Below are 23,115 nucleotides of genomic sequence, written 5' to 3'. Positions count from 1 at the left end.
GCATCGCGTTGTCCTTGTCCGCCCCGGCAGCCCTACGCCTTGGGCGAGGCCGGATTCAACCGGTGCAAAGCCGCCGACGCCAGCTGGCCGACGGATTCAAGAAACGTCGTGCCCATTTCCGGCGTGAAACGTTCCGGGTCATCTGAACCCAGCACCAGCAGGCCCACGGCCGCGCCGTCGGCTTCAAGGCGCAGGGGAACCAGCGCCAGCGACTTGGGCTTGGCGTCCAGCCACGCCACTGCTTCGAAGGCGGTGTCGGCGCCGACATAAGGTGTTTTCAGGCTGTCGGTGAAGGTGCGCACGTCATCGGATACGGGCTCGCCGTAGCCGTGATCGGGCAGGTCAGACAGGTTCCACAGGCGCAGCGCCACGTGGTTCAGTTCGAACTGTTCGGCCAGGCCCAGCGCGATTTCGCCGGGCACCAGTTGCGGATCGCATTCGGACAGCAGGCGGCAGCACCACTTGGCCACGTGCGAACCGATGGTCTCGTTGGCGGTGGCGTTGCGGACCAGTTCGTTCAGGCGCCATTCGAGTTCGCGGGTGCGCTCGCGCAGCGTGAGGATCTGGCGTTCGCCCAGCGAGATGGCGCGCGAACCGTGCGGATGCGGCACCTGCAGGGTGGCGAAGACTTCGGCGTGTTCGTCGAAGAAGCCGGGGTTCTCTTGCAGGAAGGTTGCGATGTCCTGGGCGGTGAAAGCGGTATCGGTCATAGAGTTATCGGTTCAGCGCCATGGAAAAGACGAGCTTGTCGATGTCGACCTGGCCCGTGAAGACGGATTCGGCCGGGCCGGTCATGCGGAGTTGTTCGCCGTTCCAGGCGACGGTCAGCACGCCGCCGAGCGCTTGTACGCGCACGGGCGAATCGAGCAGGCCGCGGCGGATGCCGGCCGCGACGGCGGCGCAGGCGCCCGTGCCGCAGGCCAGTGTTTCGCCGACACCGCGCTCGAAGACGCGCAGGCGGATGTTGTTGCGGTCGACAACCTGCATGAAGCCGGCGTTGACGCGGCGCGCAAAGCGCGGATGGGTTTCGATCAGCGGCCCCAGCACGGCGACGGGCGCGGTGTCGACGTTGTCGACGACCTGCACGGCGTGCGGGTTGCTGATGGCGACGGCGGACAGAGTGACCGTGCGGGGAAATCCGGCGGGGGCGTCGAGGTCCAGTTCCCAGAGGGTGTCCTGGCCCTGCGTGACGGAAGGCAGGCCGGTGGTGTCGAAGGGCAGTGCGGCCGGATCGAAGCGGGTGCTGCCCATTTCCACGGTGACCTGCTCGTCGTCGCCTTCGTCCAGGACGAGGATGCCGGTGGCGATCTCGGCGCGAAGCGGATTGCGGTCGGACAGGCCTTGCTCGTGCACGAAGCGCACGAAGCAGCGGGCGCCATTGCCGCAGTGCTCGACCTCGGATCCGTCGGAATTGAAAATGCGGTAGCGGAAGTCGGCGTCCGGCCGCGTGGCGCGTTCGACCAGCAGGATCTGGTCGGCGCCGACGCCGAAGTGGCGGTCGCCGAGGGCGCGCGCGCGTTCGGGCGTCATCTCGATGGTCTGGCGGACCCCGTCGAGCACAACGAAATCGTTGCCCGCGCCGTGCATTTTGGTGAAGTTCCAGTTCATCTGCGGATTATCCCCCATTCTCGCGGTGCGGCGAGTGCGCGCCGCGGTTCAGTACAGCTTGGCTTCGCCTTCGGGGCGTGTCTTGAAGCGGCGGTGCACCCAGTAATACTGGCTGGGGCAGCGGCGCACCCAGGATTCGAGTTCGCGGTTCAGGCGGGCGGTGGCCGCTTCCAGCGTGTCGTCGCCCGGAAAGTCGTCAAGTGGCGGCAGCACGTCGACATGGTACTTGCCGGTGTCAGGATTCCAGAACCCCACGATAGGCAGGACGGCGGCGTTCCATTTCTGGGCGAGCTGCGCTGTGGCGAGCAGCGTGGCGGCGGGCACACCGAAAAACGGCACGAAGACCGAGCCCTGCCGGCCGAAGTCCATGTCGGGCAGGTAGTAGACCGGGCGCGGGGCGCGCAGGTGCCGGATCAGGTCGCGCACGCCGTCCTTGCGGCTGACCAGGAATACTTCATTGAAGCGCGCGCGCCCGGCGGCCACGACGGCGTCGATGTGCGGGTCGCTTTGCGGCGTATACATGGTGGCCGCGCTGGGCACTTCCATGGTCAGGCGGGTGGCGGCGGCGTCCAGCGCGATGAAGTGGGGCGCAAGCAGGATGACCGAGCGGCCCTCGGCCGTCAGCGCGTTGATGCGGTCGGCGCCGGTCTGCGTGACCATCTCTTTGATGGCCTCGGGCGTGCCGTACCACAGCACGCCGCGGTCGACAATGGATTGCGCCAGCGCGCGGAAGTGATCGGCCACCCACTGTTCACGCACGGCCTCGGGCTGGTCGGGAAAGCTCAGTTCAAGATTGCGGCGGACGATGCGCGCGCGCGACTTGGCCAGCCGCGGCGCCAGCCAGCCCAACACCGCGCCGATGCGCAGGCGCGTCGACGGCTTGATGCGGCCGAACCATTTCAGCAGGGTAACCAGCGTGCGCGTTTTTCTATCGTTCATGGATGTGGATGGAGACCGGACGGCGGGATAAGCCAGGGTTCAAGCGGTCGGGGGCGCCGGTTCAGCGTCGGGTGCCGGGGTGGCGCCGCGCGGAGTCTTGTAGCGGTTGTAGCTCCAGAGGTACTGGTCGGGGCAGCGGCGGATCAGCGTTTCCATCGCGGCGTTGATGAGGGCGGCCTGGGCCTCGGGCTCGGCGGGCAGCGGCTCGGGCACGCGCACGTAGTGGATGCGCCAGCCTCGGCCCTTGGGCAGGCGTTCGCCGGCCGTAAGGATGATGGGGACGTTGGTCTGCGATGCAAGCTTGCCGGGCAGCGTCATGGTGTAGGCCAGGCGCCCGAAGAACGGCACCCACACGCCGTCGCCCACGCTGGGCGCCTGGTCGGGCAGCATGCCGACGGATTCGCCGCGTCGCAGCGCGCGCACGAACTCCCGCACGCCCTGCATGTTGGCGGGCACCGCATTGACGGCCGAGCTGTTGCGCGCCGTTTCCAGCAAGGGCGCCAGCGCTTCCTTGCGCGGGGGGCGGAACATCACCGTCATGGGCATCTGGCGGGCCAGGTAGCGCGCGGTGATCTCAAAGCAGCCCAGGTGCGGCGTCAGGAACAGGATGCCGCGGTTCTCGGCGCGGGCGGCGGCGACCACGTCGTCATCGTCGGACACCACCTGCGCCAGGCTTTCCTGGTTGCGGAACCAGACGCGGGGATTCTCGAGAATCATTGCGCCGGCTTCGGCCGCCGCGCGCCGGGCGAACGCCGCGCCGGGGTAGCCCGCCTGCGCCGCATTGGCCTGCAGGCGCCGCCGGTACTTGCCCGGCAAGGCGTAGATGGCGCGTCCCGCGAACCTTCCGATCGCATGCGCGACGGGGAGCGGCAGGGCGGCAAAAAGTCGGAACAGAGGCAGCAACATGCGTCAAAAGGTTGAAATCGGGCAGGGTAGTACGGCTGATCGAGGCATATGGATACACCCCGGCAACAAGCATAAGAACGGCATTTTCGCTTAAAATGCGCCCAGTCGCCGAGTTAACCGACAACTTGCGGGGCGACGGCAAGGGTACTGCGCTTCGCGCAGCCTGCGCCAAATCCGCTAAAGCGTCGCGCCCAGTTGGCATTGCATTGCAGACCGGGGTGCAACGCGCCTCGAGAACCTATGCGCCGGCAAGACCGGACAATAAGGACGCATCTGTGGCCAACAACGATTTTCTCTTCACTTCCGAATCCGTCTCCGAAGGGCACCCCGACAAGGTTGCCGACCAGATCTCCGATTCGATCCTCGACGCCATCTTCACGCAAGACCCGAACGCGCGTGTCGCAGCCGAAACGCTGTGCAACACCGGTCTCGTCGTGCTGGCTGGCGAAATCACCACCACCGCCAACGTCGACTACATCCAGGTCGCGCGCGACACGATCCGCCGCATCGGTTACGACAACACCGAGTACGGCATCGACTACAAGGGTTGCGCGGTGCTCGTCGCCTACGACAAGCAGTCGCCCGACATCGCGCAGGGCGTGGACCGCAGCTCGGAAGACTACCTGAACCAGGGCGCCGGCGATCAAGGCTTGATGTTCGGCTACGCCTGCGACGAAACCCCCGACCTGATGCCCGCGCCGATCTGGTACGCGCACCGCCTGGTGCAGCGCCAGAGCGAACTGCGCAAGGACGGCCGCCTGGGCTGGCTGCGTCCGGACGCCAAGTCGCAGGTCACGTTCCGCTACGTCGACGGCCGTCCCGCCGAAGTCGACACCGTGGTGCTGTCGACCCAGCACGCGCCCGAAGTCTCGCAAGAGACCATCCGCGAAGCGGTCATCGAAGACATCATCAAGCCCAGCTTCCCCGAAGGCCTGATCACGCCCAAGACCAAGTTCCTGGTCAACCCGACCGGCCGCTTCGTCATCGGCGGCCCGCAAGGCGATTGCGGCCTGACCGGCCGCAAGATCATCGTCGACACCTACGGCGGCGCTTGCCCGCACGGCGGCGGCGCGTTCTCGGGCAAGGATCCGTCCAAGGTCGACCGTTCGGCCGCCTACGCCGCCCGTTACGTGGCCAAGAACATCGTGGCCGCCGGTCTGGCGCGCCAGTGCCAGGTGCAGGTCAGCTACGCCATCGGCGTGGCCGAACCCATCAACATCACCGTCTACACGGAAGGCACCGGCGTCATCCCCGACGACCAGATCGCCAAGCTGGTGCGCGAGCACTTCGACCTGCGTCCGAAGGGCATCGTGAACATGCTGGACCTGCTGCGCCCGATCTACACCAAGACCGCCGCCTATGGCCACTTCGGCCGCTCCGAGCCCGAGTTCTCGTGGGAAGCCACGGACAAGGTCCAGGAACTGAAGAAGTCCGCCTGACGCGATCCAGGATCCGCGATGCGGATAACGAAAAGCGCCCGATTGGGCGCTTTTTCGTTTTGTGCCGCCGATGAACGGGGTTCTTGATTCACGGCGCGCGCCGGCCGGGCCGGGCTTCTGCCGTGGCTGCGCGCGGCGTCAAAGACCCCAGGCCGACAGATCCGGATGCAGCGGCGTTGGAGACAGCACCGTTTCCAGCGCCGCTGCGCAGTCCAGCAGCGCGGCGTCACCGCCTGCGGGCGCCAGCAGTTGCACGGCGCACGGCATGCCGTCCATGTCCAGGCCCGCCGGCAGTGCAACGGCCGCCGCGCCCAGGAAGTTGGCCGGGCGCAGCAGCTTGCCCAGGCCGGCGTGGCGCGTGTCCTGCGCGTCCAGCGCCTGAGCGGCCTGATCGCTGGCGGGCATGAGCAGGGCGTCAACGCCCCGCATCGCTGTTTCGAAAGCCGCTATGTCGGCCTGGCGGCGCAGCACCGCGGCCTCGTAGCTGGCTTGCGTGATCCGGCCGCCAGCGGCGATGCGCGCGCGCACCACGTCCCACAACGGTTGCGAGGCGTCTTCGGCCAAAGCGCCGAAATAGCGGAAGGCCTCGTACGCCAGCACCAGCGAGTTGTCTTCCGCCATGCGCGCAAACGACAGCGAGGCGGGCGGGTGCCAGGCGGTGGGCGTGAAGCCAGCCTCGGCCAGGCGTCCCTGCGCCGCGTGCCAGGTTTGCAGCGCCTCGTCGGTCAGCGGGGCCGGCCAGGCCTGCGGCGCCAGTACGGCGACGGCGCCCGGCTGGCGCGCGGCGGTGTGACGCAGGCTGGTGAAGCGGGCGGCCGGCAGCGCCAGCGTGGCGCCGTCATCGACGTCCGGGGCGGCCAGCAGTTGGGTCAGGAGGCGGGCGTCGCCCACGCTGCGCGCGATCGGGCCCAGCACGTCCAGCGTGTCGGACAGCGGCAGGCAGCCCGCGCGGCTGATAAGGCCGGAGGACGGCTTGTAGCCGACCACGCCATTCAACGCCGCCGGCGCGCGCACCGAGCCGCCGGTGTCGCCGCCCAGCGCCAGCGGCGCCAGACCGGCCGCGACCGCCACGCCCGCGCCGCTGGACGAGCCACCCGGCGCGCGCGCGACCGTTGCGTCCCACGGATTGCGGGCGGTGCCCTGCGTCGGGTTCTGTCCCGACAGCCCGAACGCGAACTCCGTCATGCGCGTCTTGCCCAGGATCACCATGCCTTGCGCCGCCAGCCCGCGCGTTGCCGCGGCGGTTTCCGTGCTGACGACGCCGGCGCGCGCCTGCGAGCCGCCGGTGCACGGCGTGCCTTCCCACTGCACGCTGTCCTTCACCGCGACCGGCACGCCATGCAGCGGGCCCAGAGTGATGCCGGCGTCCAGCAAACGGTCTGCCGCCTCAGCCTGCGCCAGCGCGCGCTCGGCCGTGACCACGCTGTAGGCGGCCAGTGCGGCGCCGCGCTCGATGCGGTCGAGGAAATACAGGGTAAGGTCGCGCGACCGGAGCTTGCGCTCGCGGATGGCGCGGGCAAGCTGGCGGGCGTCCTGGAAATGCAGAGTGGTGTCTTGGGCGGGCATGTGTCTCGTCGAAATGGAAAAAGCCTTCCGGTCCTCGGCGGGACCGGAAAGCGATCTGATCGGGATGGCTGGGCGGGATGGCCTACCGGGGCTGGTCTATTTCAGGACCTGGCCTTTCGTCTCGGGCATGCGGATGAAGGTGATCAGCGTGATCACGGCGCCCGCCAGCACGTAATAGAAGAACCAGCGCTCCATGCCCTTGCTTTGCAGCCAGGTCAGCAGGTAGGGCGTGGTGCCGCCCAGCAGCGCGACGACCAGGTTGTACGGCGTGCCGATGCCGACGGCGCGCACGCTGGTGGGAAACTGCTCGGACATGATGGCCGGGGCGATCGCGGTGTACATCGCGTAGAGCACCAAACCGAACAGTTCGACGGCCAGGATCGAACCGAATGACGGCCCGAGCGTGGTCATGACCGGATAGAAGAAGATCAGGTAGCCGGCGGCAAAGAAGATCAGTTGGGGCTTGCGGCCGATGCGATCGGCCAGCATGCCGAACAGCGGCTGCACCAGCATGAATACGATCAGCGCGACGGTGTTGGCCGCAAACGCGGTCTTGGGGTCGGCGCCAACCTGCCGGATGGCGTAGGTGGGCACGTAGGCAACGAAGATGTAGAACGCGAACGTGGTCAGCACCGAGAAGCCCACGATGCGCAGCACTTCGCGCGGATGGTCGCGCAGCAGCGTGCGCAGGGGCTGCTTTTCGATGCCGGCCTTCTTGGCGTGCGAGAAGGCTTCGGTTTCCGGGATGGCACGGCGGATCCACATGCCGGCCAGGCCGCCCAGCGCGCCCAAGAGGAACGGGATGCGCCAGCCCCACTCGGCCATTTCGGCCTTGGTAAGAACGGTGGTCAGGATCCAGCCCACGGCCGAGGCGGCCAGGATGCCGACGGCGGCGCTGAAGAAGACGAAGCTGGAATAGAAGCCGCGCTTGTTCGGCGGCGCCATTTCCGCCAGGAAGGTCGTGGCCGAGGCATACTCTCCGCCCAGCGACAGGCCTTGCAGCAGGCGCGCGGCGGTCAGCAGCAGCGGCGCAGCGATGCCGATGGTGGCGTAGGTCGGCGTGATGGCGATGATGAGCGAGCCGCCCGCCATCATCAGGATCGTCAGGCCCAGCGCGGCCTTGCGGCCGTAGCGGTCGGAGAAGATGCCGAGCACCCATCCGCCCACCGGACGCATGAAGAAGCCCACCGCGAAGATGCCGAACGTCGCAAGCAGGGCAGTGGTTTCGTTGCCGGGCGGGAAGAACTGGCTGGAAAAGAAAATGGCGAACGACGCGTAGATGGTCCAATCGAACCATTCCACCGCATTGCCTACACTACCGGCCAGAATCGTGCGGCCGCGCGAAACGGGCGGGGCGCTTGCGCCTTGCGCCGCGCGCAAGGTTGCGGATGTGCTGCTCATGACGTCCTCAAATTGTGTTTTGTTTTTTGGTCAAATAGACCAGTAAATTTTGTGTTTTTATCAATGCGCGAACGTTAGATTAATGGATATGGTCACGTCAAGTAAGGGTAATTCCCTAAGCGCCGCGTTGGACGACACGGATCTCGCGTGCCTCGTCGCGCTGCAGGCGCAGCCTCGCGCGTCCTGGCGCGAGCTGGGCGCGGCGACCGGCATCGCCGAGCGAACCGTCGCGCGGCGCATCAAGCGCCTGATGGACGCGGACGCGCTGCGCGTCATCGCGGAACCGGACCCGCTGGCCACCGGCCGCGGCGTGGTGTTGCATGCCTGGGTGCGCTGCCGGTCTGGCCGGGTGCCGGACGTGGCCGACCAACTCGCGAAGCTGGACATCAGCCAGCTCGTGGTGACGCTGGCCGGTTCCGCCGATCTGATGGCCGAGCTGACGCTGGCCGACGCGGCCGATATGCCGGACGTCGTGACCCACGTGCTGCCGTCCATCGACGGGGTGGAGCACGTGGAGGCGCGGCTGGTGCTTCGGCCGTTCCGGCGCGCGGGCCAGTGGCGGATTCAGCCGACGTCTGAAGGCGATGCGGACGCGCCGCTGCTGTCCCCGCCAGCCGCGCTGACCGATCCCGAGCAGCGCATGGTGTCGCACCTGATGCGCGACGGCCGCGCCAGCCTGGCGGAACTGGCCGAGCGATCCGGTGTCAGCGAACCCACCGCGCATCGCCTGCTGCAGAACCTGGTGGAGCGCCGGGCGCTGAGCTTTCGCGTGGAAGTCGAGCCGGCGCTGGTCGGATTTCCGGTGGAAGCGGTGATCTCGGTGCAGGTGCGCCCGCAAACCGTGGACGCGCTGGCCGCGCATCTGGCGCTCGACCCGAATACCCGCTGCCTGTTCGGCACCAGCGGCGCATCGCAGCTCTTCTGGCACGTGCTGTGCCGCGACAGCCTGCATCTGTGGGACGTGGTGACGCGGCGGCTGGGCGAGCTGGACGGCGTGCTGAACAGCGAAGTCGGCGTGGTCATGCGCGCGCACAAACGCTGCGGCATCGTGCGCGCGGGCGCGCGGCTGGGGGCGGACGCCGCGTGATGTTCACGGGGGGGCGCCTTCGGCCCTTCGGCCCTTCGGCCCTTCAGACCCTTCAGACCCTTCAGACCCTTCAGACCCTTTCGGCGGCCACATTTCCAGGCGGCCGCCCAGGTTCTCCGGGCCCGCTACGCCCCGAGATACGCGCGCGCCAGCGCGCCGTCCTTCGCGATGTCTTCGGCGGCGCCGTGCGCGGCGACCCGGCCGGATTCCAGCACGTACGCGCGGTCGGCCAGCGACAGCGCCAGCGCCGCCATCTGGTCCACCAGCAGGATGGTCATCGACTCCTTGCGCAGCCGGTCCAGCGCATCGAACAGCTCGTCGATGATCTTGGGAGCCAGGCCCAGCGACGGCTCGTCCAGCAGTAGGATCACGGGCTTGGCCATCAGGCCGCGCGCGATCGCCAGCATCTGTTGTTCACCGCCCGACAGCAACCCCGCGCGCTGGTGCAGCCGTTCGCGCAGCCGCGGAAAGCGCGTCAGCATTTCCTCGACACGCGCCTCACGATCCTGCGGATGCAGGAAGGCGCCCAGGCGGATGTTGTCCAGCACGCTCAGTCCGGGAAACACCTGGCGTCCTTCCGGCACCAGCACCAGGCCGCGCGCCACGATGCGATCAGCGGCCAGACCGTGCAGCTCCTGACCCTGCAGGTGCATGCCGCCCTGCGCGGGCCGGTGCAACCCGGCGAGCGTGCGCATCAGCGTGGACTTGCCCGCGCCGTTCGCGCCCAGCAGCGCCACCATCTCGCCTTGCCTGACCTGCAGGTCGATGCCGTGCAGCACGGGATTGGCGCCGTAGCCGGTCGTGAGATTGCCCACACCCAGCACCTCGGGCGGCAGCGCCTCGCCCGCCGGCCTGCGCCGCGCGGCGGGCGCCCGGCGCGCGGCCTCGTCGCCCAGATAGGCCTGCCGCACTTCCGGCGATTGCTGGATCGCGGCGACGCTGCCCTGCGCCAGTTCGCGTCCGGCGTCGATCGCCACGATGTGGTCGGACACGCCCATCACCAGCGTCATGTCGTGCTCGACCAGCAGCACGCCCGCGCCCGCCTCGGCAATGCGCCGCAGCAGCCCGGCAAGCCGCGTCTTGTCCTCGCGCGACAGGCCCGCTGCGGGCTCGTCCATCAGCAGCACGTCGGCATCGGTGGCCAGCGCGCGCGCAATCTCCACCAGCCGCCGGTCCACGTGCGGCAGGTCGGCCGCGGGAATGTCCAGCGCGCCTTCGTAGCCGCAGAACGCGAGCAGGGCGCGCGCGCGTTCGCGCACGTCGGGCGCCAGGTAGCGGCGCGACGCCAGCAGCCCGCCCAACCGTCCGCGCAGCATGCCCAGCGCGACGTTGTCTTCGACGCTCAGCGTGTCGAAGAGCTGCGAGGTCTGGTAGGTGCGTGCAATGCCGCTGCGCGCCACGCGATGCGCGGGCAGCGCGGCCAGCGGCGCATCGCCCAGCGCCACGCGGCCGCTGGTCGGTTGGTAATAGCCGCTCAGCATGTTGATGACGGTGGACTTGCCCGCGCCGTTGGGGCCGATCAGCGCCGTCACCGCACCGGGCGGCACCGTGAACGACACGGCCTGCACGGCGCGCACGCCGCCGAAGGTCATGGTGAGCGCGTCGGCCTGCAACGTGCGGCGCGCACGCGCGGTCGCAGGCAACGCGCCGTGGCGCGGCGCAAGCCCTTGCGTCTGCGCGCGCCGCCGCCAGCGCGCCAGCAGCCCGGCGGCGCCTTCGGGCGCGGCCCATAGCACCACCAGCAGGAAGGCGCCGAAGAACAGCAGCCGGTATTCCTCCAGGCTGGACAGCACTTCGGGCAGCAGGCCCACCACCACCGCACCCAGCAGCGGCCCGGCCAGCGAGCCCGCGCCGCCGATGGTCACCGCCAGCACGAAAAGAATGGACTGCATGAAATTGAAGTTGTGCGGCGTGATCATGCCCGTGAGCGGCGCATACAGCCCTCCCGCCAGGCCGACCACCGCGGCCGACACCATGAAGGCCACCGCTTTGACCACCAGCGGATTGATGCCGATGGATTCGCTTGCTGTCTCGCTGTCCTTGACCGCGCGCATGGCCGCGCCCCACGCGCCGCGCGACAGCAGCGCATAGCCGATCAGCGCGGCAAACACCGCCACGATGGCCAGCATGGCCACGCCGCGGTCGCCGCCCAGGCTGCCGATAGCGGGCTGCACAATGCCCATCAGGCCGTTCTGCCCGCCCGTGACCGAGCCGCCTTCGATCAGCGCGTGTTCCACGATGAAGCCGAAGGCGATGGTGATCATCGCCAGATACGGGCCTTTCACGCGCAGCGCGGGCACGGCGAGCAGCAGGCCGAACGCGCCACACACCAGCGCGGCGGCCGGCCACGCCAGCCAGAAGCTCCATTCGGCCTGGCCGGTCAGGATCGCGACGGTGTACGCGCCGATGGCATAAAAGCCCGCGTGGCCGAACGACATCTGGCCGGTCAGACCCAGCAGCACGTTCAGGCCGATGCCGGCCAGCGCCAGCAGCGCCACATTGCCCAGCACGAAAACGTAGTAGCCGTTGACGGTGGCGGCCAGTATCAGCGCCGCCACGGCCAGCAGGGCATACAGCGCCGGCGGCAGCCAGCGCATTGCGGATTGCTTGTTCATCAGACCTTCCTCACATCGGCGCGCCCGAACAGGCCATTGGGCAGCACGGCCAACATGACGATCACCAGCGTGAAGCTGATGATCTGCGTATACCCGGAGCCCAGCGCCACGGTGATCAGCGCTTCGACCACGCCAAACAGCAGGCCCGCAATCATCACGCCCCACGCGCTGGTGATGCCGCCCAGGATGGCGACCACATAGGCCTTCAAACCGAACAGCGTGCCCATGTCCGCCTGCACGTTAAAGAGCGGCGCGACCAGCGCGCCGGCCACGCCCGCAAACAGCGTGGACACCGCGAAGGCGGCCATGATGGCGTGGCGCACGGGAATGCCCATCAGCCGCGCCGCGTTCGGGTTCTGCACCACGGCCAGCAGCGCCACCCCCCAGCGCGTGCGGCGCGACAAGGTGTGTAGCGCAGCCGCCAGCGCCAGACCCACCACCGGGATCAGCAGTTGCAGCGGATAGATGCCCAGGCCCAGCCCGCCGATCTCCAGCGGCGATTGCGCCAGCGGAGAGGGCAGGCTGCGCGGCTCCTTGCCAAACGTGAACATGACCACGTTGTCCAGCACGATGCCCAGCGCCACTGTGGACATGAGCCACGCATTGGAGCCGCGGCTGGCAAACGGCCGCACTGCCAGCCGCTCCACGACCAGGCCGTACAGCGCGCAGAGCGCCAGCGCAAACAGCAGCGCCACGGCCAGCGGCCAGCCCAGCATCTGGGCGAACGTGTAGGTCAGCACGGCGCCCAGCATCATGGAACTGCCCTGGGCGAAGTTCACTGTGCCGGACACGGCATAGGTCAGGTAAAAGCCCAGGGCCATCAGCCCGTACATGCTTCCCAGTCCCAGGCCGCTGACGATGGCGGACATCAACAACATGCGCGTCTCCCGCGGCGTCTGGCCGCTTTACTGCACGCCCTTGACGGGCAGGATGCGGTTGTCGATGAACTGCGTCCACACGTAGTCGTCCTCACGCAGCGCATCGTGCGAGGCCGGCGTGAAGGGCTGCTCATACGTCTTGATCAGGCCTTCGTACTTGCCGATCTTGTAGAACCCCTGGCGCACCGCGTCGCCATCGGTCGAGCCGGCCTGCGCGATGGCCAGCGCGGCAAGCTGCATGCCGTCGTACGCGTTGGCCACGCCAACGGCCGGGGTGATGTCCTGCGGACCCTTGATGTCGGAATACTTGGTCTTGAGCGCCTGCATCACCTTGTCGCCCACCGGCCCCTGCTTGCCGAAGAAGCTGTAGGTCTGCACGAAGTGCACGTTCTTGGCGTTGGGACCGGCCAGTTCCGTAAAGCGGCCGCCGGCCGGGCCCCAATGCGACACGATCGGCACCTTCCAACCCATGCGGTCCAGCGACTTCACCACCTGCGCGGACGGCCCCACGTTGCCGACCAGGAACAGCGTGTCGGCGCCGGCGGCCTTCAGGCGGCTCAGTTGCGGCACGATGTCCAGATCGTTGGGCTGGAATTTTTCGACGCCGGCGGGCGTGATCTTGGCGGTGGCCAACGCGGCGTTCAAGCCTTTCTCGTTGGATTCGCCCCAGGGGTTGTTCACCAGGATCATGCCGGGCTTGGCGCTCTGGAACGTCTTCTGCGCGTACTGAACCATCGCGCTGTCGACGATCTCGTCCATCGCCGACACGCGGAACACGAAGTTGGGATTGCCCTTGTTCTGCGTGATGGCGGTGCCCGCGGCCCACGGCCCCATGAACGGCACCTTCTCCTGGTTCACGATGGGAACGATGGCCATCGAGACCGGCGTGTCCAGGCCGCCGAACAGCACGGCGACCTTTTCCTTGTAGATCAGCTCGCGCGCGGCGGCCATGCCCTTGGCAGGATTGCCTTCGTCGTCGCGGCGCACCAGCACGACCTGGCGGCCGTCCAACAAGCCGCCGCGCGCGTTGATCTCGTCAATGGCGACGGTGATGCCGCGGGTCAGCGCTTCGCCGGCGCGCGCCGACTCCCCGGACAGCGCGGTGATCAGACCGATCTTGATCGGGTCCGCTGCCAGCGCCGGCTGCGAGGCAAGGCCCGCGGCGAAAAGCGCGGCGGCGGCCGCGTGGCGCATGAAGGAACGACGGGTCGGGGTCATCGGGACACTCCTGAAAAAGTGGAATGAATCTTGCATGGGGTTAAGTGCTGCTTCGTTCCCTTATGCAAGATCCATGCCACCTGATCCGCGTTCATTGCTGCTTGCCGTTTTCGCCCCGCCGCCGCTGGGCGCGGGCAGCGCAGACGGGATATGTGCACACCGATGTCAGGATTTTGTCGCCAAAACCGCAGCGATTTTGTTCACAATCATGCTTCAGGATTTGCACCAAAATGAATCCATCCTCGCTTCCAAGCACTAAACCGGGGCGCGACGGCAACGCCGCCTGGACGCCGCAACCGCTGGCCTGCCACGGCCGCTTCCCGTACCGCGCCATCGCGGGCCGCGCCGACTATTCGTGGCCGAACGGCGCGCGCCTGGCCGTGTACCTGGGCTTCAACATCGAGCACTTCGCGTTCGGGGAAGGACTGGGCGCGGAACTTGGCCCGGCGTCGCCCCATCCGGACGTCCTGAACTACGCCTGGCGCGAATACGGCAACCGCGTGGGCGCGTGGCGCTGCCTGGAACTCTTTGACGAGCTGCGCCTGCCGGCCGGCGTGCTGATCAACACCGCGCTGTATGAGCATTGCCCCGATCTGGTGGACGCCTTCCTGGCGCGCGGCGACGAGCTCATCGGACATGGCTACAGCAACGCGCACCGGCAGGGCGGATTGCCCGAGGACGAGGAACGCGCGCTGCTCGCGCACTGCCGCGATCGCATCCTGCGGCACGCGGGCAGCGAGCCGGCGGGCTGGCTGTCGCCGTGGATTTCGGAAAGCCACGCCACGCCCGACCTGCTGGCCGAGGCGGGCTACCGCTACACCCTGAATTGGTGCCACGACGACCAGCCCATGCGTATGCGCACCCGCGCGGGCGACCTGTGGGCCATTCCGTATCCGCAGGAGCTCAACGACATTCCGATGATCATGGGCCGCAAGATGGATGCGCGCGATTTTGCCGATATGATCCTTGACCAGTTCGAGGAGATGCGCGCGCAGGCGGTTCGCCAGCCGCTGGTCATGGGCATTGCGCTGCATCCCTACATCGTGGGCCAGCCATACCGGTTGCGTCACCTGCGGCGCGCGCTGGCGCCACTGGCCGCCGCCCGTGACCGTGGCGAGATCTGGTTCACCACGCCAGGCGAGATCTGCCGGCATGTGGACGGCTTGCCGCCGGGTGTGATCGTTTAGGAGCCGCAGTGCCAAGTCCAACCCAATCCCGCCGCGCCGCCGCCGCGCGGTCCAAGCCCCCCAAGCCCGCCGCGGACGATGACGTCCTGCCCGACGCCGACATGGAACGCCGCATCTGCGAAGCGGTCTACGAAAGCGTGATGAGCCAGCGCCTGACGCCTGGCACCAAGCTGCCCGAGGCCGCGATCTGCGACCTGTTCGGCGTATCGCGATCGGTGGCGCGCAAGGCGTTGCAGCGGCTGGCGCACGAGCACGTCGTGGACCTGCACCACAACCGCGGCGCGGTGGTGGCCGAACCCACGCCCGAGGACACCCGCCAGATCTTCCAGGCGCGCCGCGCGCTGGAGGCGGCCTTGCTGCCGTTGGCCGCGGCCCGCGCCACGCGCGCCGACTACGCCTCGCTGCGCAAGCAGTTGCGTGACGAGCATGCGCTGCTGCACCGCGCCGGGCAACCGGCCTGGGCACGGCAGGCCAGCGCGTTTCACGTGCGGCTGGGCGAACTGTCCGGCAACACCATCCTGCACGGCTACCTGGCCGAGCTGGTCTCGCGCTGCTCGCTCATCGTGGCGCTGTACGAGCCGCCCGGCAACGCCGCCTGCGAACACGGCGAGCACGTGCTGATCGTGGACATGATGGAGCGCGGCGACGTAGCCGAAGCCGTGCGGACCAACGACAACCACCTGGCGGACCTGGAGCGGCGCATCAGCCTTGAGCGCCCGCAGCCCGCGCAAACACTTGCCCAGATGCTGGGACTGGCCTGACATGGAAATCGACTTCGACGCTATCACCGAATATCAGCGCTACAAGCTGATGGCCAGCCTGATCGTGCCCCGTCCGATCGCGCTAATCACGACGCTGTCCGAGACCGGCGTGGTCAACGCCGCGCCGTTCAGCATGTTCAACATGCTGGGCGAGGACCCGCCCATCGTGATGGTCAGCATCAACCGCCTGGAAGACGGCGGGCTGAAGGACACCGCGGTCAACATCGCGCGCGACCGCGAGTTCGTCGTTCACCTGACCGACGAAGCCATGGCCGAAAAGATGCACCGCTGCGGCGACCGCCTGCCCTCCGATGTCAGCGAACTGGCGCACGCGGGTCTGGACGCCGCGCCCAGCCACCGCGTCGCGCCGCCGCGCATCGTGCAGGCGCCCGTCGCGTTCGAATGCACGCTGTTCGAGACCATGGAGACCGCCAGCCGCCAGATCTTCATCGGCCAGGTGCGCTGGCTGCATGCGCGCGATGGCTTGATCGACACGGAGACGTGGCGCGTGCGCCTGCAGGATTACTTTCCGGTGGGCCGGTTTGGCGCCAGCTTTTACGTGCGGACGCGAGACCGTTACGCCATCGACGCGGAAAAGAACGCGCCGGCCAGCACGGCCATCGACGAGATCTGAGGCCTCACCACACGGCGGCGTCGGAGCCGGGCGCCCGCAGGCGGCGCGCAAAGCGTCGCGACAGGAAGTCCACGAACGCCAGCGTCTTGGCCGGCAGGTTCAGGCGTTCCGGGTACAGCGCGTGAATATCCGCGGGCGGCGTGCGCCAGTCGGTCAGCACTTCTTGCAACCGCCCCGCGCGCAGGTGCGCCGCCGTTTCCCATTCGGACCGCATGACAATGCCGTGGCCGTCCAGCGCCCATTCCAGCGCGCTCTGGCCGTCGTTTGAACTGACCGGGCCGCGCACCTTCACCGTTTCCGCGCGCGCGCCGGATTCCAGCCGCCAGGTGCCGTAGGCCACGTCGTTCTCGCGCACGACGATGCAGCGGTGGCGCTGCAGGTCGCCGGGGGCGCGCGGCTCGCCATGAATCTCCAGGTAGCGCGGCGACGCGCACAGCAGGCGCCGGTTTGAGGCGATCCTGCGCGCCGTCAGTCGCGCGTCCGGCAGGTCGCCGAAGCGCACCGCCACGTCAAAGCCTTCCTCGATCAGATTGAGCGGCCTGTCGGTCAGGCGCATCTGCACTTCCACGTCGGGAAACTGCCTGCAGAAATCCGAAACGGCGGGCACGATGTGCGCGCGTCCAAAGCCGAACGTCGCGTTCAGGCGCAGAAGCCCCTGCGGTTGGGCGCGGGCACTGGACACCGACCGTTCCAGCGCCTGCAGATCGGCCAGGATGCGCGCGCCTTCGGCCAAGTACAGCTCGCCTTCCTGCGTGACGCTGACACGTCGCGTGGTGCGGTTCAGCAAACGCACGCCCAGCCGCTGCTCCAGCTTGGCCAGCCGGGTGCTGATCGCGGGCGGCGTCAGCCCCAGTTCCCGCGCCGTGGCCGAGAGGTTGCCGTGCTTGACCACTAGCGAGAAGAAGGCGAGATCGGAGAGCGCGTCCATGGCGATTTATAAATTGAATTTAATAAAGATTTATAAATTCAACGAATTATAAGAACGAAACCGGCCTATACACTGGGTTCACCGATACAGAGCCGCGCCACGCGGCCACACGAGGAGACCCGAAATGAAGATAGCCAGATTGGCCGGCGCATTGTGCGCGGCCGTTGCCGCATCCTGTTGGGCCCATGCCGCCGCGGCCAGCAATGCCTTTCCCGAACGCGCGGTGACGCTGATCGTGCCGTTCGCGCCGGGCGGCAGCGTGGATATCGCGGCCCGCCTGATCGCCGACGCGTGGGCAAAGGAACTGGGGCAGAGCGTGATCGTCGAAAACCGCGCCGGCGCGTCCGGCAACATCGGCATGTCGGCCGTGGCGCGCGCAGAACCCAACGGCTATACGCTGGGCATCAACACCATGTCGCTGGCGATCAATCCGGCGCTCTTCAAGAACATGCCATTCGACACCGCGAAGGATCTGCGCTCGGTGGGAACGGTGGGCACGTCCCAGCACGTGCTGACGGTCACCAATTCGTTGCCCGTCGCGTCGGTGAGCGAGCTGCTGACGTACGTGCGTGCGCGTCCCGCGAACGAACTGAGCTTTGGCTCGGCCGGTACCGGCAGCACGTTCCACATGGCCGCGGAGCTCTTCAAGTCCGTATCCAAGACGCAGATCATGCACGTGCCGTACAAGGGCGGCGGCCCGGCCATGCTCGACACGATCAGCGGCCAGGTGCAGATGAGTTTTCCGGTGCTTTCCGCCGCCAAACCGCAGGTCGACGGCAAGAAGCTGCGCGCGCTCGGGGTGACCGGCACAAAGCGCTCGCCGCTGCTGCCCGACGTGCCGACCATCGCCGAGTCTGGTCTGCCTGGCTATGAATTCAACACCTGGTTCGTCGTCAGCGCGCCGGCCGGCACGCCGCAGGCGGTGATCGACACGCTGAACGCGAAGCTGGGGCAGGCGTTGAAAACGGACGCGCTGACGCAACGCATGCAGCGGGAGGGGTTTGAACCGCTGATCACCACGCCGGACAAGACCGACGCGATGGTGGCTGCCGAAATGACGCGCTGGTCCGGCATCGTCAAGGAAGCCGGCATCGAGGCGAACTGAACGCGCAGGATGCACCCGCAATAGCCGGCGGCAATACCGCCGGCCGCATTACCCGCCCGCGCGCACCGCGGGCGCCTCTTTCAAGCAAGGAAGCACAGACATGCCCGGCATGACGCTTTACGACAAACTGGTGGCCAGCCATGAAGTGGCCCGGATCGATGCGGAGCACGTGCTGCTTTACGTCGACCTGCACATCATGAACGAGTACACCAGTCCGCAGGCCTTCAGCGGCCTGGCCGCGCGGGGCCGCGACGTATTGCGCCCGGGCCAGCAGATGGCGGTGGTGGACCACATCATCCCCACGCATCCTGTGCCTTCCGCGCTGCGCGTGATTGCGGACGATGCGTCGTCGCGGCAGGCGCTGAACCTGAAGCGCAATTGCGATACGCAGCGCATCGCGCTCTTTGACACGACCGATCCGCTGCAAGGCATCGAGCACGTCATCGCGCCGGAACACGGCATGATCCTGCCCGGCATGGTGGTGCTGTGCGGCGACAGCCACACCACCACGTACGGCGCGTTGGGCGCGCTGGGCTTTGGCATCGGCACCAGCGAGGTCGAGCACATTCTGGCAACGCAGACGCTGGTGTACCGCGTGGCGCGCAACATGCGGATTCGCATCGACGGCGCGCTGCCGGCGCATGTGTCGGCCAAGGATCTGGTGATCTACATCGTGCATCGCATCGGCGCGCAGGGCGCGCGCGGCCATGCCGTGGAGTTCTGCGGCGAGGCGGTGGCCGCACTGTCGGCCGAAGCGCGCATGACCCTGTGCAACATGACGGTCGAAGCCGGCGCGCGCGCCGCGCTGATCGCGCCGGACGCCGTCACCGACGCCTACGTCACGGCGCACGCGCCGCAGCTGCGCGGCGCCATGCTGGACGACGCGCGCGCCTGGTGGGCCACGCTGCGCTCGGACGACGACGCGCGCTTCGATGTGGAACACGCGTTCGACGCGGGCCGCATCGCGCCGTTTGTGACGTGGGGCACGAGCCCCGATCAGGCAATGCCGGTCGATGGCGCCGTGCCGGATCCGCGGGACGAGCCCGACGCGCTGGCCCGGCTGGCGCTGGAAAAAGCCATGGACTACATCGGCCTGGCCGCGGGCGCGCCCATCGCGGGCGTGCCGATCGACCGCGTCTTCATCGGTTCCTGTACCAACGGCCGCATCGAAGACCTGCGTGTCGTGGCCGATCTGGCGCGCGGCAAAAAGGTGGCGGCGGGGGTGCGGGCGATGGTGGTGCCCGGTTCTGGCGCAGTGCGCGCGCAGGCCGAAGCCGAAGGGCTGGCCGCCGACCTGATCGCGGCCGGCTTCGAATGGCGCCAGTCCGGCTGCTCGATGTGCCTGGCCATGAACGACGACGTGTTGCGCCCCGGCGAGCGCTGCGCGTCCACCACGAACCGCAATTTCGAGGGACGCCAGGGGCGGGCAGGGCGCACGCACCTGATGAGTCCCGCAATGGCCGCAGCGGCTGCGCTGGCGGGCCGTATCGTCGACGTGCGCACCTGGGGAGACGCCAAATGAATGCCATGACCGAAGGCGTGGCCGCGCCGCTGCCGTATTCCAATCTGGACACCGACCAGATCATGCCCAAGCAGTTCCTGCGCATCATCGACAAGGCGGGGCTGGACAAGGGTCTGCTCTACGACCTGCGCTTTGACGAAGCGGGCGCGCCGCGGCCGGACTGCGTGCTGAACCAGCCTGCGTACGCGGGCACGTCCATTCTGGTGGCGGGGCCCAACTTCGGCTGCGGTTCCAGCCGCGAGCACGCCGTCTGGGGCTTGCAGCAGTTCGGCATCCGGGCGGTGATCGCGTCCAGCTTCGGCGAAATCTTCTACTTCAACGCGCTCAACAACGGCCTCTTGCTGGTGACGTTGCCACCGGCCGAGGTCGACGCCTTGCTCTCGAAGGTGTCCAATACGGCGGCTGGCGCAAACCGCGTCAGCATCGACGTGATGGCCGGGCAGGTGTGCGCGGCCGACGGCTGGACCGCACACTTTGACCTGCCGGCGCGGCATCGGCACATGTTCGCGCAGGGACAGGACATGGTGGGTGCAACGCTGCAGCAACTGCCCGAGGTCGAGCGTTTTGAAGCCCGCCATTGGGCGCGCTTTCCGTGGATGAAGGACGTGGCGCGTCAGGTGCGCGACCGGCTGGACGCCGCCTAGCGCGTGACGTGCGCGACAACAAAAGGAGATGACGCAGATGACCGCCTTTTTCGACCTGCAGGTGCGGCGCTTTCGGGCCAACGGCGTGGAGATCGCCGCGCGCATCGACGGCTCGGGTCCGCCCCTCTTGCTGTTGCACGGCCATCCGCAGACCCACGCCATCTGGCACCGCGTCTGGCCCGAACTGACGCGTCATCGGACTTGCGTGGCTGCCGACCTGCGCGGCTATGGCGACAGCGAGAAGCCCGCTGCCAGTGCCGACCACGCCGCGCATTCGAAGCGCACCATGGCGGCAGACATGGTGGCGCTGATGCGCGGTCTGGGCCATGACCATTTCGAGATCCTGGCGCATGACCGCGGCGCGCGCGTCGCGCACCGACTGGCGCTGGACCACCCCGAGGCCGTCTCGCGCATGATGCTGCTGGACATCGCGCCCACGCTGGATATGTATGAAGGCACGACGCGCGCTTTTGCGCAGGCCTATTTCCACTGGTTCTGGCTGATCCAGCCGGCGCCGGCGCCGGAAACGATGATCGAGCACGATCCCGTCTTCTATCTGCGGTCCGTGATGGGCGGTCGGCCGGGCGGACTGGCGCATTTTTCGGCTGAGGCCATGGCCGAATACGTACGCGCCGCGCGCCAACCCGGCTGGGCAACCGGCATTTGCGAAGACTACCGCGCGTCCGCCACGATCGACCTGGACCACGACAAGGCCGGCCGCGCGGCGGGCGAGCGCCTACGCATGCCGGTGCGCGCGATGTGGGGCGAGCGCGGCGCCGTGGGCCGAAACTTCGATGTGCTGGCCCTGTGGCGCGCGGTGGCCGACGACGTGACCGGCGGCCCGCTGCCCGGCGCGCACTATCTGGCCGAGGAAACGCCGGACGCGGTGCTGGCCGAAGCCAGAAATTTCTTCGGCTGGCGATGAAGGGACGGGGGCGCACCGCCTGTCAATCAAGCCTCGGCAGGCGATAGGGCTATCCAAAAAGGGACGCACCCCTGGTGTTAACCTTCGGCCCATGAATCGTTACTTCGCCGATCTTTCCGAATTGCCCGACGCCGAGGACGCCCAGCGCGCCTTCAAAGCGTCGGATTCACCCTGCGTGGCGGTGTGCTCCACGCTGTTCGACGACATCTGCCGGGGCTGCGGCCGCACCGCCATGGAAGTCGCCAACTGGGTGTTCATGTCGGAAGAAGAAAAGCGCGAAGTCTGGATCCGCATCAAGTCGCAAGGGTATCCGCGGCGCAACAACTGACGCGCTGCGCACTGACGCGCCGCCGCGCCTGGGCACGACCGCGCCGCCATCCCCATTGAAGCCACGTTAAAGACGCGAAGCCGCGCTTGCGTCCCCGTCTTGGGGTTGTCACATGGCGCAGGCTGAATAGCGCCATTGCCCACTTCCGGCTCCATCATGCGCATCGTTCTCGTCACGGATGCCTGGCATCCGCAAGTCAACGGCGTCGTCCGCACCTGGTCGACCATGCGGCAGATCCTCAGCGACTGGGGCCACGAGCTGATCGTGGTCAGCCCCGAGGGCAGCCGAACCATCCCCGCGCCCTCTGAACCCGATCTGCGGCTGTGCCTGCAACCCGGTCGGCAACTGCGCCGCATCCTGGGCGACACCATCCCCGACGCGCTGCACATCGCCACGGAAGGGCCGCTGGGTCTGGCCGCCCGGCGCATGGCGATGCGGCGGGGATGGCGCTTCACCACGTCGTTCCACACCATGTTTCCGGACTACCTGCAGGCGCGCATGGGCATTCCTGCCGCGCTGCCGTGGCGCTACCTGCGCTGGTTCCACCGGCCGTCGCAATGCGTGCTGGTACCCACGCCCACGGTGCGCGACATCCTGGTGCGACGGGGCCTGACGAATCTGCGCGTCTGGTCGCGCGGGGTCGATCCGCGCAAGTTCCAGCCCTCGGCCAGCCAGGCGTTCCAGGACCTGCCCCGGCCGGTCTGGCTGAGCGTGGGCCGCGTGGCCAAGGAAAAGAACCTGGATGCCTTCCTGTCCCTGGATCTGCCGGGCAGCAAGGTGGTGGTGGGCGCAGGACCTGACGAGGCCCGCCTGAAGAAGCGTTTTCCGGACGCGGTCTTCCTGGGCATGCAGCAGGACGGTGCGCTGCCCGGCTTTTACGCGGCGGCCGACGTGTTCGTATTTCCCAGCCTGACCGACACCTTCGGGCTGGTGATGCTGGAGGCCATGGCCTGCGGCACGCCGGTGGCGGCCTTTCGCAGCGAGGCGCCGCTTGCTGTGGTCGAGGAGGGCGTGACGGGCAGGCTGGACGACGATCTGAAGCGGGCCTGCCTGGCCGCGCTGCCGCTGCACCGGGACGCGGTGCGCGCGCGGGCGCTGACCCGCAGCTGGGATTCGGTCGCTTCGGACCTGCTGGACGCACTGGTGCCGCTGACCCAGGGCGATTCGCGCGGGGCAGCCACCGACTGGGCGACCACCACCTGAAACACACGCGCCGCGCGGATTTACTAGCCGCGCGGCGCGCCAACCTTGTACAATGCCCGGCAATCCTGAGGAGCGTTGCGACGACCCTGCGGTCCCCCATGTGTCTTACCCATGCGGACCCCGGCTCGCCAGGCTCAGGAATCCTTGTTCAAGCGCCGCGCCCCGCGCGTCGCTACAGCAACGGCGCTCACCTTTGTCGCGTATGGCGGGAAAGGCGAGCA

The 23,115-nt window shown here is 67.9% G+C and carries 21 protein-coding genes and 1 riboswitch; of the genes, 11 read left to right on the top strand and 10 right to left on the bottom strand.

All coding sequences use genetic code 11. The annotated features are described in order from the left end of the window. Positions 1–32: 32 nt before the first annotated feature. From AB3147_RS27220 to AB3147_RS27205, 4 genes are read right to left on the bottom strand one after another with little or no spacing between them, the layout of a single operon-like run. Positions 33–710, bottom strand: a complete 678-nt coding sequence (locus AB3147_RS27220) for a DUF484 family protein (protein WP_175136852.1) — start codon at positions 708–710, stop codon at positions 33–35. 4 nt (positions 711–714) lie between these two features. Beyond that, entirely contained in the window at positions 715–1,626 is a 912-nt protein-coding gene (dapF, locus tag AB3147_RS27215) for a diaminopimelate epimerase (RefSeq protein ID WP_286891915.1), read from the bottom strand. Positions 1,627–1,656: 30 nt separating this feature from the next. Next, entirely contained in the window at positions 1,657–2,547 is an 891-nt protein-coding gene (locus tag AB3147_RS27210; protein ID WP_175124919.1) for a lysophospholipid acyltransferase family protein, read from the bottom strand. A gap of 39 nt (positions 2,548–2,586) precedes the next feature. Beyond that, positions 2,587–3,453 (bottom strand): lysophospholipid acyltransferase family protein, encoded by an 867-nt coding sequence (locus AB3147_RS27205; protein WP_175124920.1) that lies wholly within the window; start codon positions 3,451–3,453, stop codon positions 2,587–2,589. A 275-nt stretch (positions 3,454–3,728) separates the two neighbouring features. On the opposite strand from AB3147_RS27205, the gene metK reads away from it, so the two are divergent. Next, positions 3,729–4,892, top strand: a complete 1,164-nt coding sequence (gene metK, locus AB3147_RS27200; RefSeq protein ID WP_056327270.1) for a methionine adenosyltransferase — start codon at positions 3,729–3,731, stop codon at positions 4,890–4,892. 138 nt (positions 4,893–5,030) lie between these two features. Here the strand turns inward: metK and AB3147_RS27195 are convergent, their stop codons facing one another. Then, on the bottom strand, positions 5,031–6,458 hold the full coding sequence (locus AB3147_RS27195; RefSeq protein WP_367353444.1) for an amidase: 1,428 nt from the start codon (positions 6,456–6,458) through the stop codon (positions 5,031–5,033). A 96-nt stretch (positions 6,459–6,554) separates the two neighbouring features. Then, positions 6,555–7,859: an MFS transporter gene (locus AB3147_RS27190; protein WP_367353443.1), complete on the bottom strand. Its 1,305-nt coding sequence runs from the start codon at positions 7,857–7,859 to the stop codon at positions 6,555–6,557. A gap of 82 nt (positions 7,860–7,941) precedes the next feature. On the opposite strand from AB3147_RS27190, the gene AB3147_RS27185 reads away from it, so the two are divergent. Further along, a complete protein-coding gene (locus AB3147_RS27185; protein WP_367353442.1) occupies positions 7,942–8,946 on the top strand; it encodes an Lrp/AsnC family transcriptional regulator in 1,005 nt (334 codons plus the stop codon). A gap of 125 nt (positions 8,947–9,071) precedes the next feature. Here AB3147_RS27185 and AB3147_RS27180 read toward each other — a convergent pair whose 3' ends face one another. From AB3147_RS27180 to AB3147_RS27170, 3 genes are read right to left on the bottom strand one after another with little or no spacing between them, the layout of a single operon-like run. Beyond that, a complete protein-coding gene (locus AB3147_RS27180; RefSeq protein ID WP_367353441.1) occupies positions 9,072–11,561 on the bottom strand; it encodes a branched-chain amino acid ABC transporter ATP-binding protein/permease in 2,490 nt (829 codons plus the stop codon). After that, entirely contained in the window at positions 11,561–12,439 is an 879-nt protein-coding gene (locus tag AB3147_RS27175; RefSeq protein ID WP_367353440.1) for a branched-chain amino acid ABC transporter permease, read from the bottom strand. The genes AB3147_RS27180 and AB3147_RS27175 overlap by 1 nt, the downstream gene beginning before the upstream one ends. A 27-nt stretch (positions 12,440–12,466) precedes the next feature. Beyond that, the gene (locus AB3147_RS27170) at positions 12,467–13,657 is read right to left on the bottom strand and encodes an ABC transporter substrate-binding protein (RefSeq protein WP_175136847.1); all 1,191 of its coding nucleotides are present in this window, start codon (positions 13,655–13,657) and stop codon (positions 12,467–12,469) included. A 230-nt stretch (positions 13,658–13,887) separates the two neighbouring features. Between AB3147_RS27170 and AB3147_RS27165 the strand changes: the two genes are divergently transcribed. The 3 genes from AB3147_RS27165 to AB3147_RS27155 are packed head-to-tail and all read left to right on the top strand — an operon-like array spanning position 13,888 to position 16,239. Next, positions 13,888–14,844 carry a polysaccharide deacetylase family protein gene (locus tag AB3147_RS27165; protein ID WP_343736731.1) on the top strand — a complete coding sequence of 319 codons (957 nt, stop codon included), beginning with the start codon at positions 13,888–13,890 and terminating at the stop codon, positions 14,842–14,844. Between the two features lie 8 nt (positions 14,845–14,852). Beyond that, the gene (locus AB3147_RS27160; RefSeq protein ID WP_175124928.1) at positions 14,853–15,605 is read left to right on the top strand and encodes a GntR family transcriptional regulator; all 753 of its coding nucleotides are present in this window, start codon (positions 14,853–14,855) and stop codon (positions 15,603–15,605) included. Between the two features lies 1 nt (position 15,606). Beyond that, positions 15,607–16,239 carry a flavin reductase family protein gene (locus AB3147_RS27155; RefSeq protein WP_175124929.1) on the top strand — a complete coding sequence of 211 codons (633 nt, stop codon included), beginning with the start codon at positions 15,607–15,609 and terminating at the stop codon, positions 16,237–16,239. Positions 16,240–16,243: 4 nt separating this feature from the next. Here AB3147_RS27155 and AB3147_RS27150 read toward each other — a convergent pair whose 3' ends face one another. Further along, positions 16,244–17,167: a LysR family transcriptional regulator gene (locus AB3147_RS27150; RefSeq protein ID WP_343739134.1), complete on the bottom strand. Its 924-nt coding sequence runs from the start codon at positions 17,165–17,167 to the stop codon at positions 16,244–16,246. Between the two features lie 124 nt (positions 17,168–17,291). Between AB3147_RS27150 and AB3147_RS27145 the strand changes: the two genes are divergently transcribed. The 6 genes from AB3147_RS27145 to AB3147_RS27120 all read left to right on the top strand — a co-directional run bounded on the left by AB3147_RS27145 (position 17,292) and on the right by AB3147_RS27120 (position 22,894). Further along, positions 17,292–18,272 (top strand): tripartite tricarboxylate transporter substrate binding protein, encoded by a 981-nt coding sequence (locus tag AB3147_RS27145; RefSeq protein ID WP_191577609.1) that lies wholly within the window; start codon positions 17,292–17,294, stop codon positions 18,270–18,272. A 100-nt stretch (positions 18,273–18,372) separates the two neighbouring features. Beyond that, positions 18,373–19,794: a 3-isopropylmalate dehydratase large subunit gene (leuC, locus tag AB3147_RS27140; protein WP_367353439.1), complete on the top strand. Its 1,422-nt coding sequence runs from the start codon at positions 18,373–18,375 to the stop codon at positions 19,792–19,794. Continuing rightward, on the top strand, positions 19,791–20,438 hold the full coding sequence (gene leuD, locus AB3147_RS27135; RefSeq protein WP_313371246.1) for a 3-isopropylmalate dehydratase small subunit: 648 nt from the start codon (positions 19,791–19,793) through the stop codon (positions 20,436–20,438). The genes leuC and leuD overlap by 4 nt, the downstream gene beginning before the upstream one ends. 37 nt (positions 20,439–20,475) lie before the next feature. Next, the gene (locus AB3147_RS27130) at positions 20,476–21,363 is read left to right on the top strand and encodes an alpha/beta fold hydrolase (RefSeq protein ID WP_367353438.1); all 888 of its coding nucleotides are present in this window, start codon (positions 20,476–20,478) and stop codon (positions 21,361–21,363) included. Between the two features lie 91 nt (positions 21,364–21,454). Further along, the gene (locus AB3147_RS27125) at positions 21,455–21,691 is read left to right on the top strand and encodes a DUF1289 domain-containing protein (RefSeq protein ID WP_175124935.1); all 237 of its coding nucleotides are present in this window, start codon (positions 21,455–21,457) and stop codon (positions 21,689–21,691) included. Between the two features lie 156 nt (positions 21,692–21,847). Beyond that, entirely contained in the window at positions 21,848–22,894 is a 1,047-nt protein-coding gene (locus AB3147_RS27120; protein ID WP_239213506.1) for a glycosyltransferase family 4 protein, read from the top strand. Between the two features lie 61 nt (positions 22,895–22,955). Further along, positions 22,956–23,090, top strand: a riboswitch (S-adenosyl-L-homocysteine riboswitch). Positions 23,091–23,115: the final 25 nt, after the last annotated feature.

The organism is Achromobacter animicus (assembly GCF_040775605.1).
Lineage (GTDB): Bacteria > Pseudomonadota > Gammaproteobacteria > Burkholderiales > Burkholderiaceae_B > Achromobacter > Achromobacter animicus.
The sequence above is the reverse complement of the archived record's forward strand: the minus strand, read 5'-3'. Positions and strand labels throughout refer to the sequence as shown.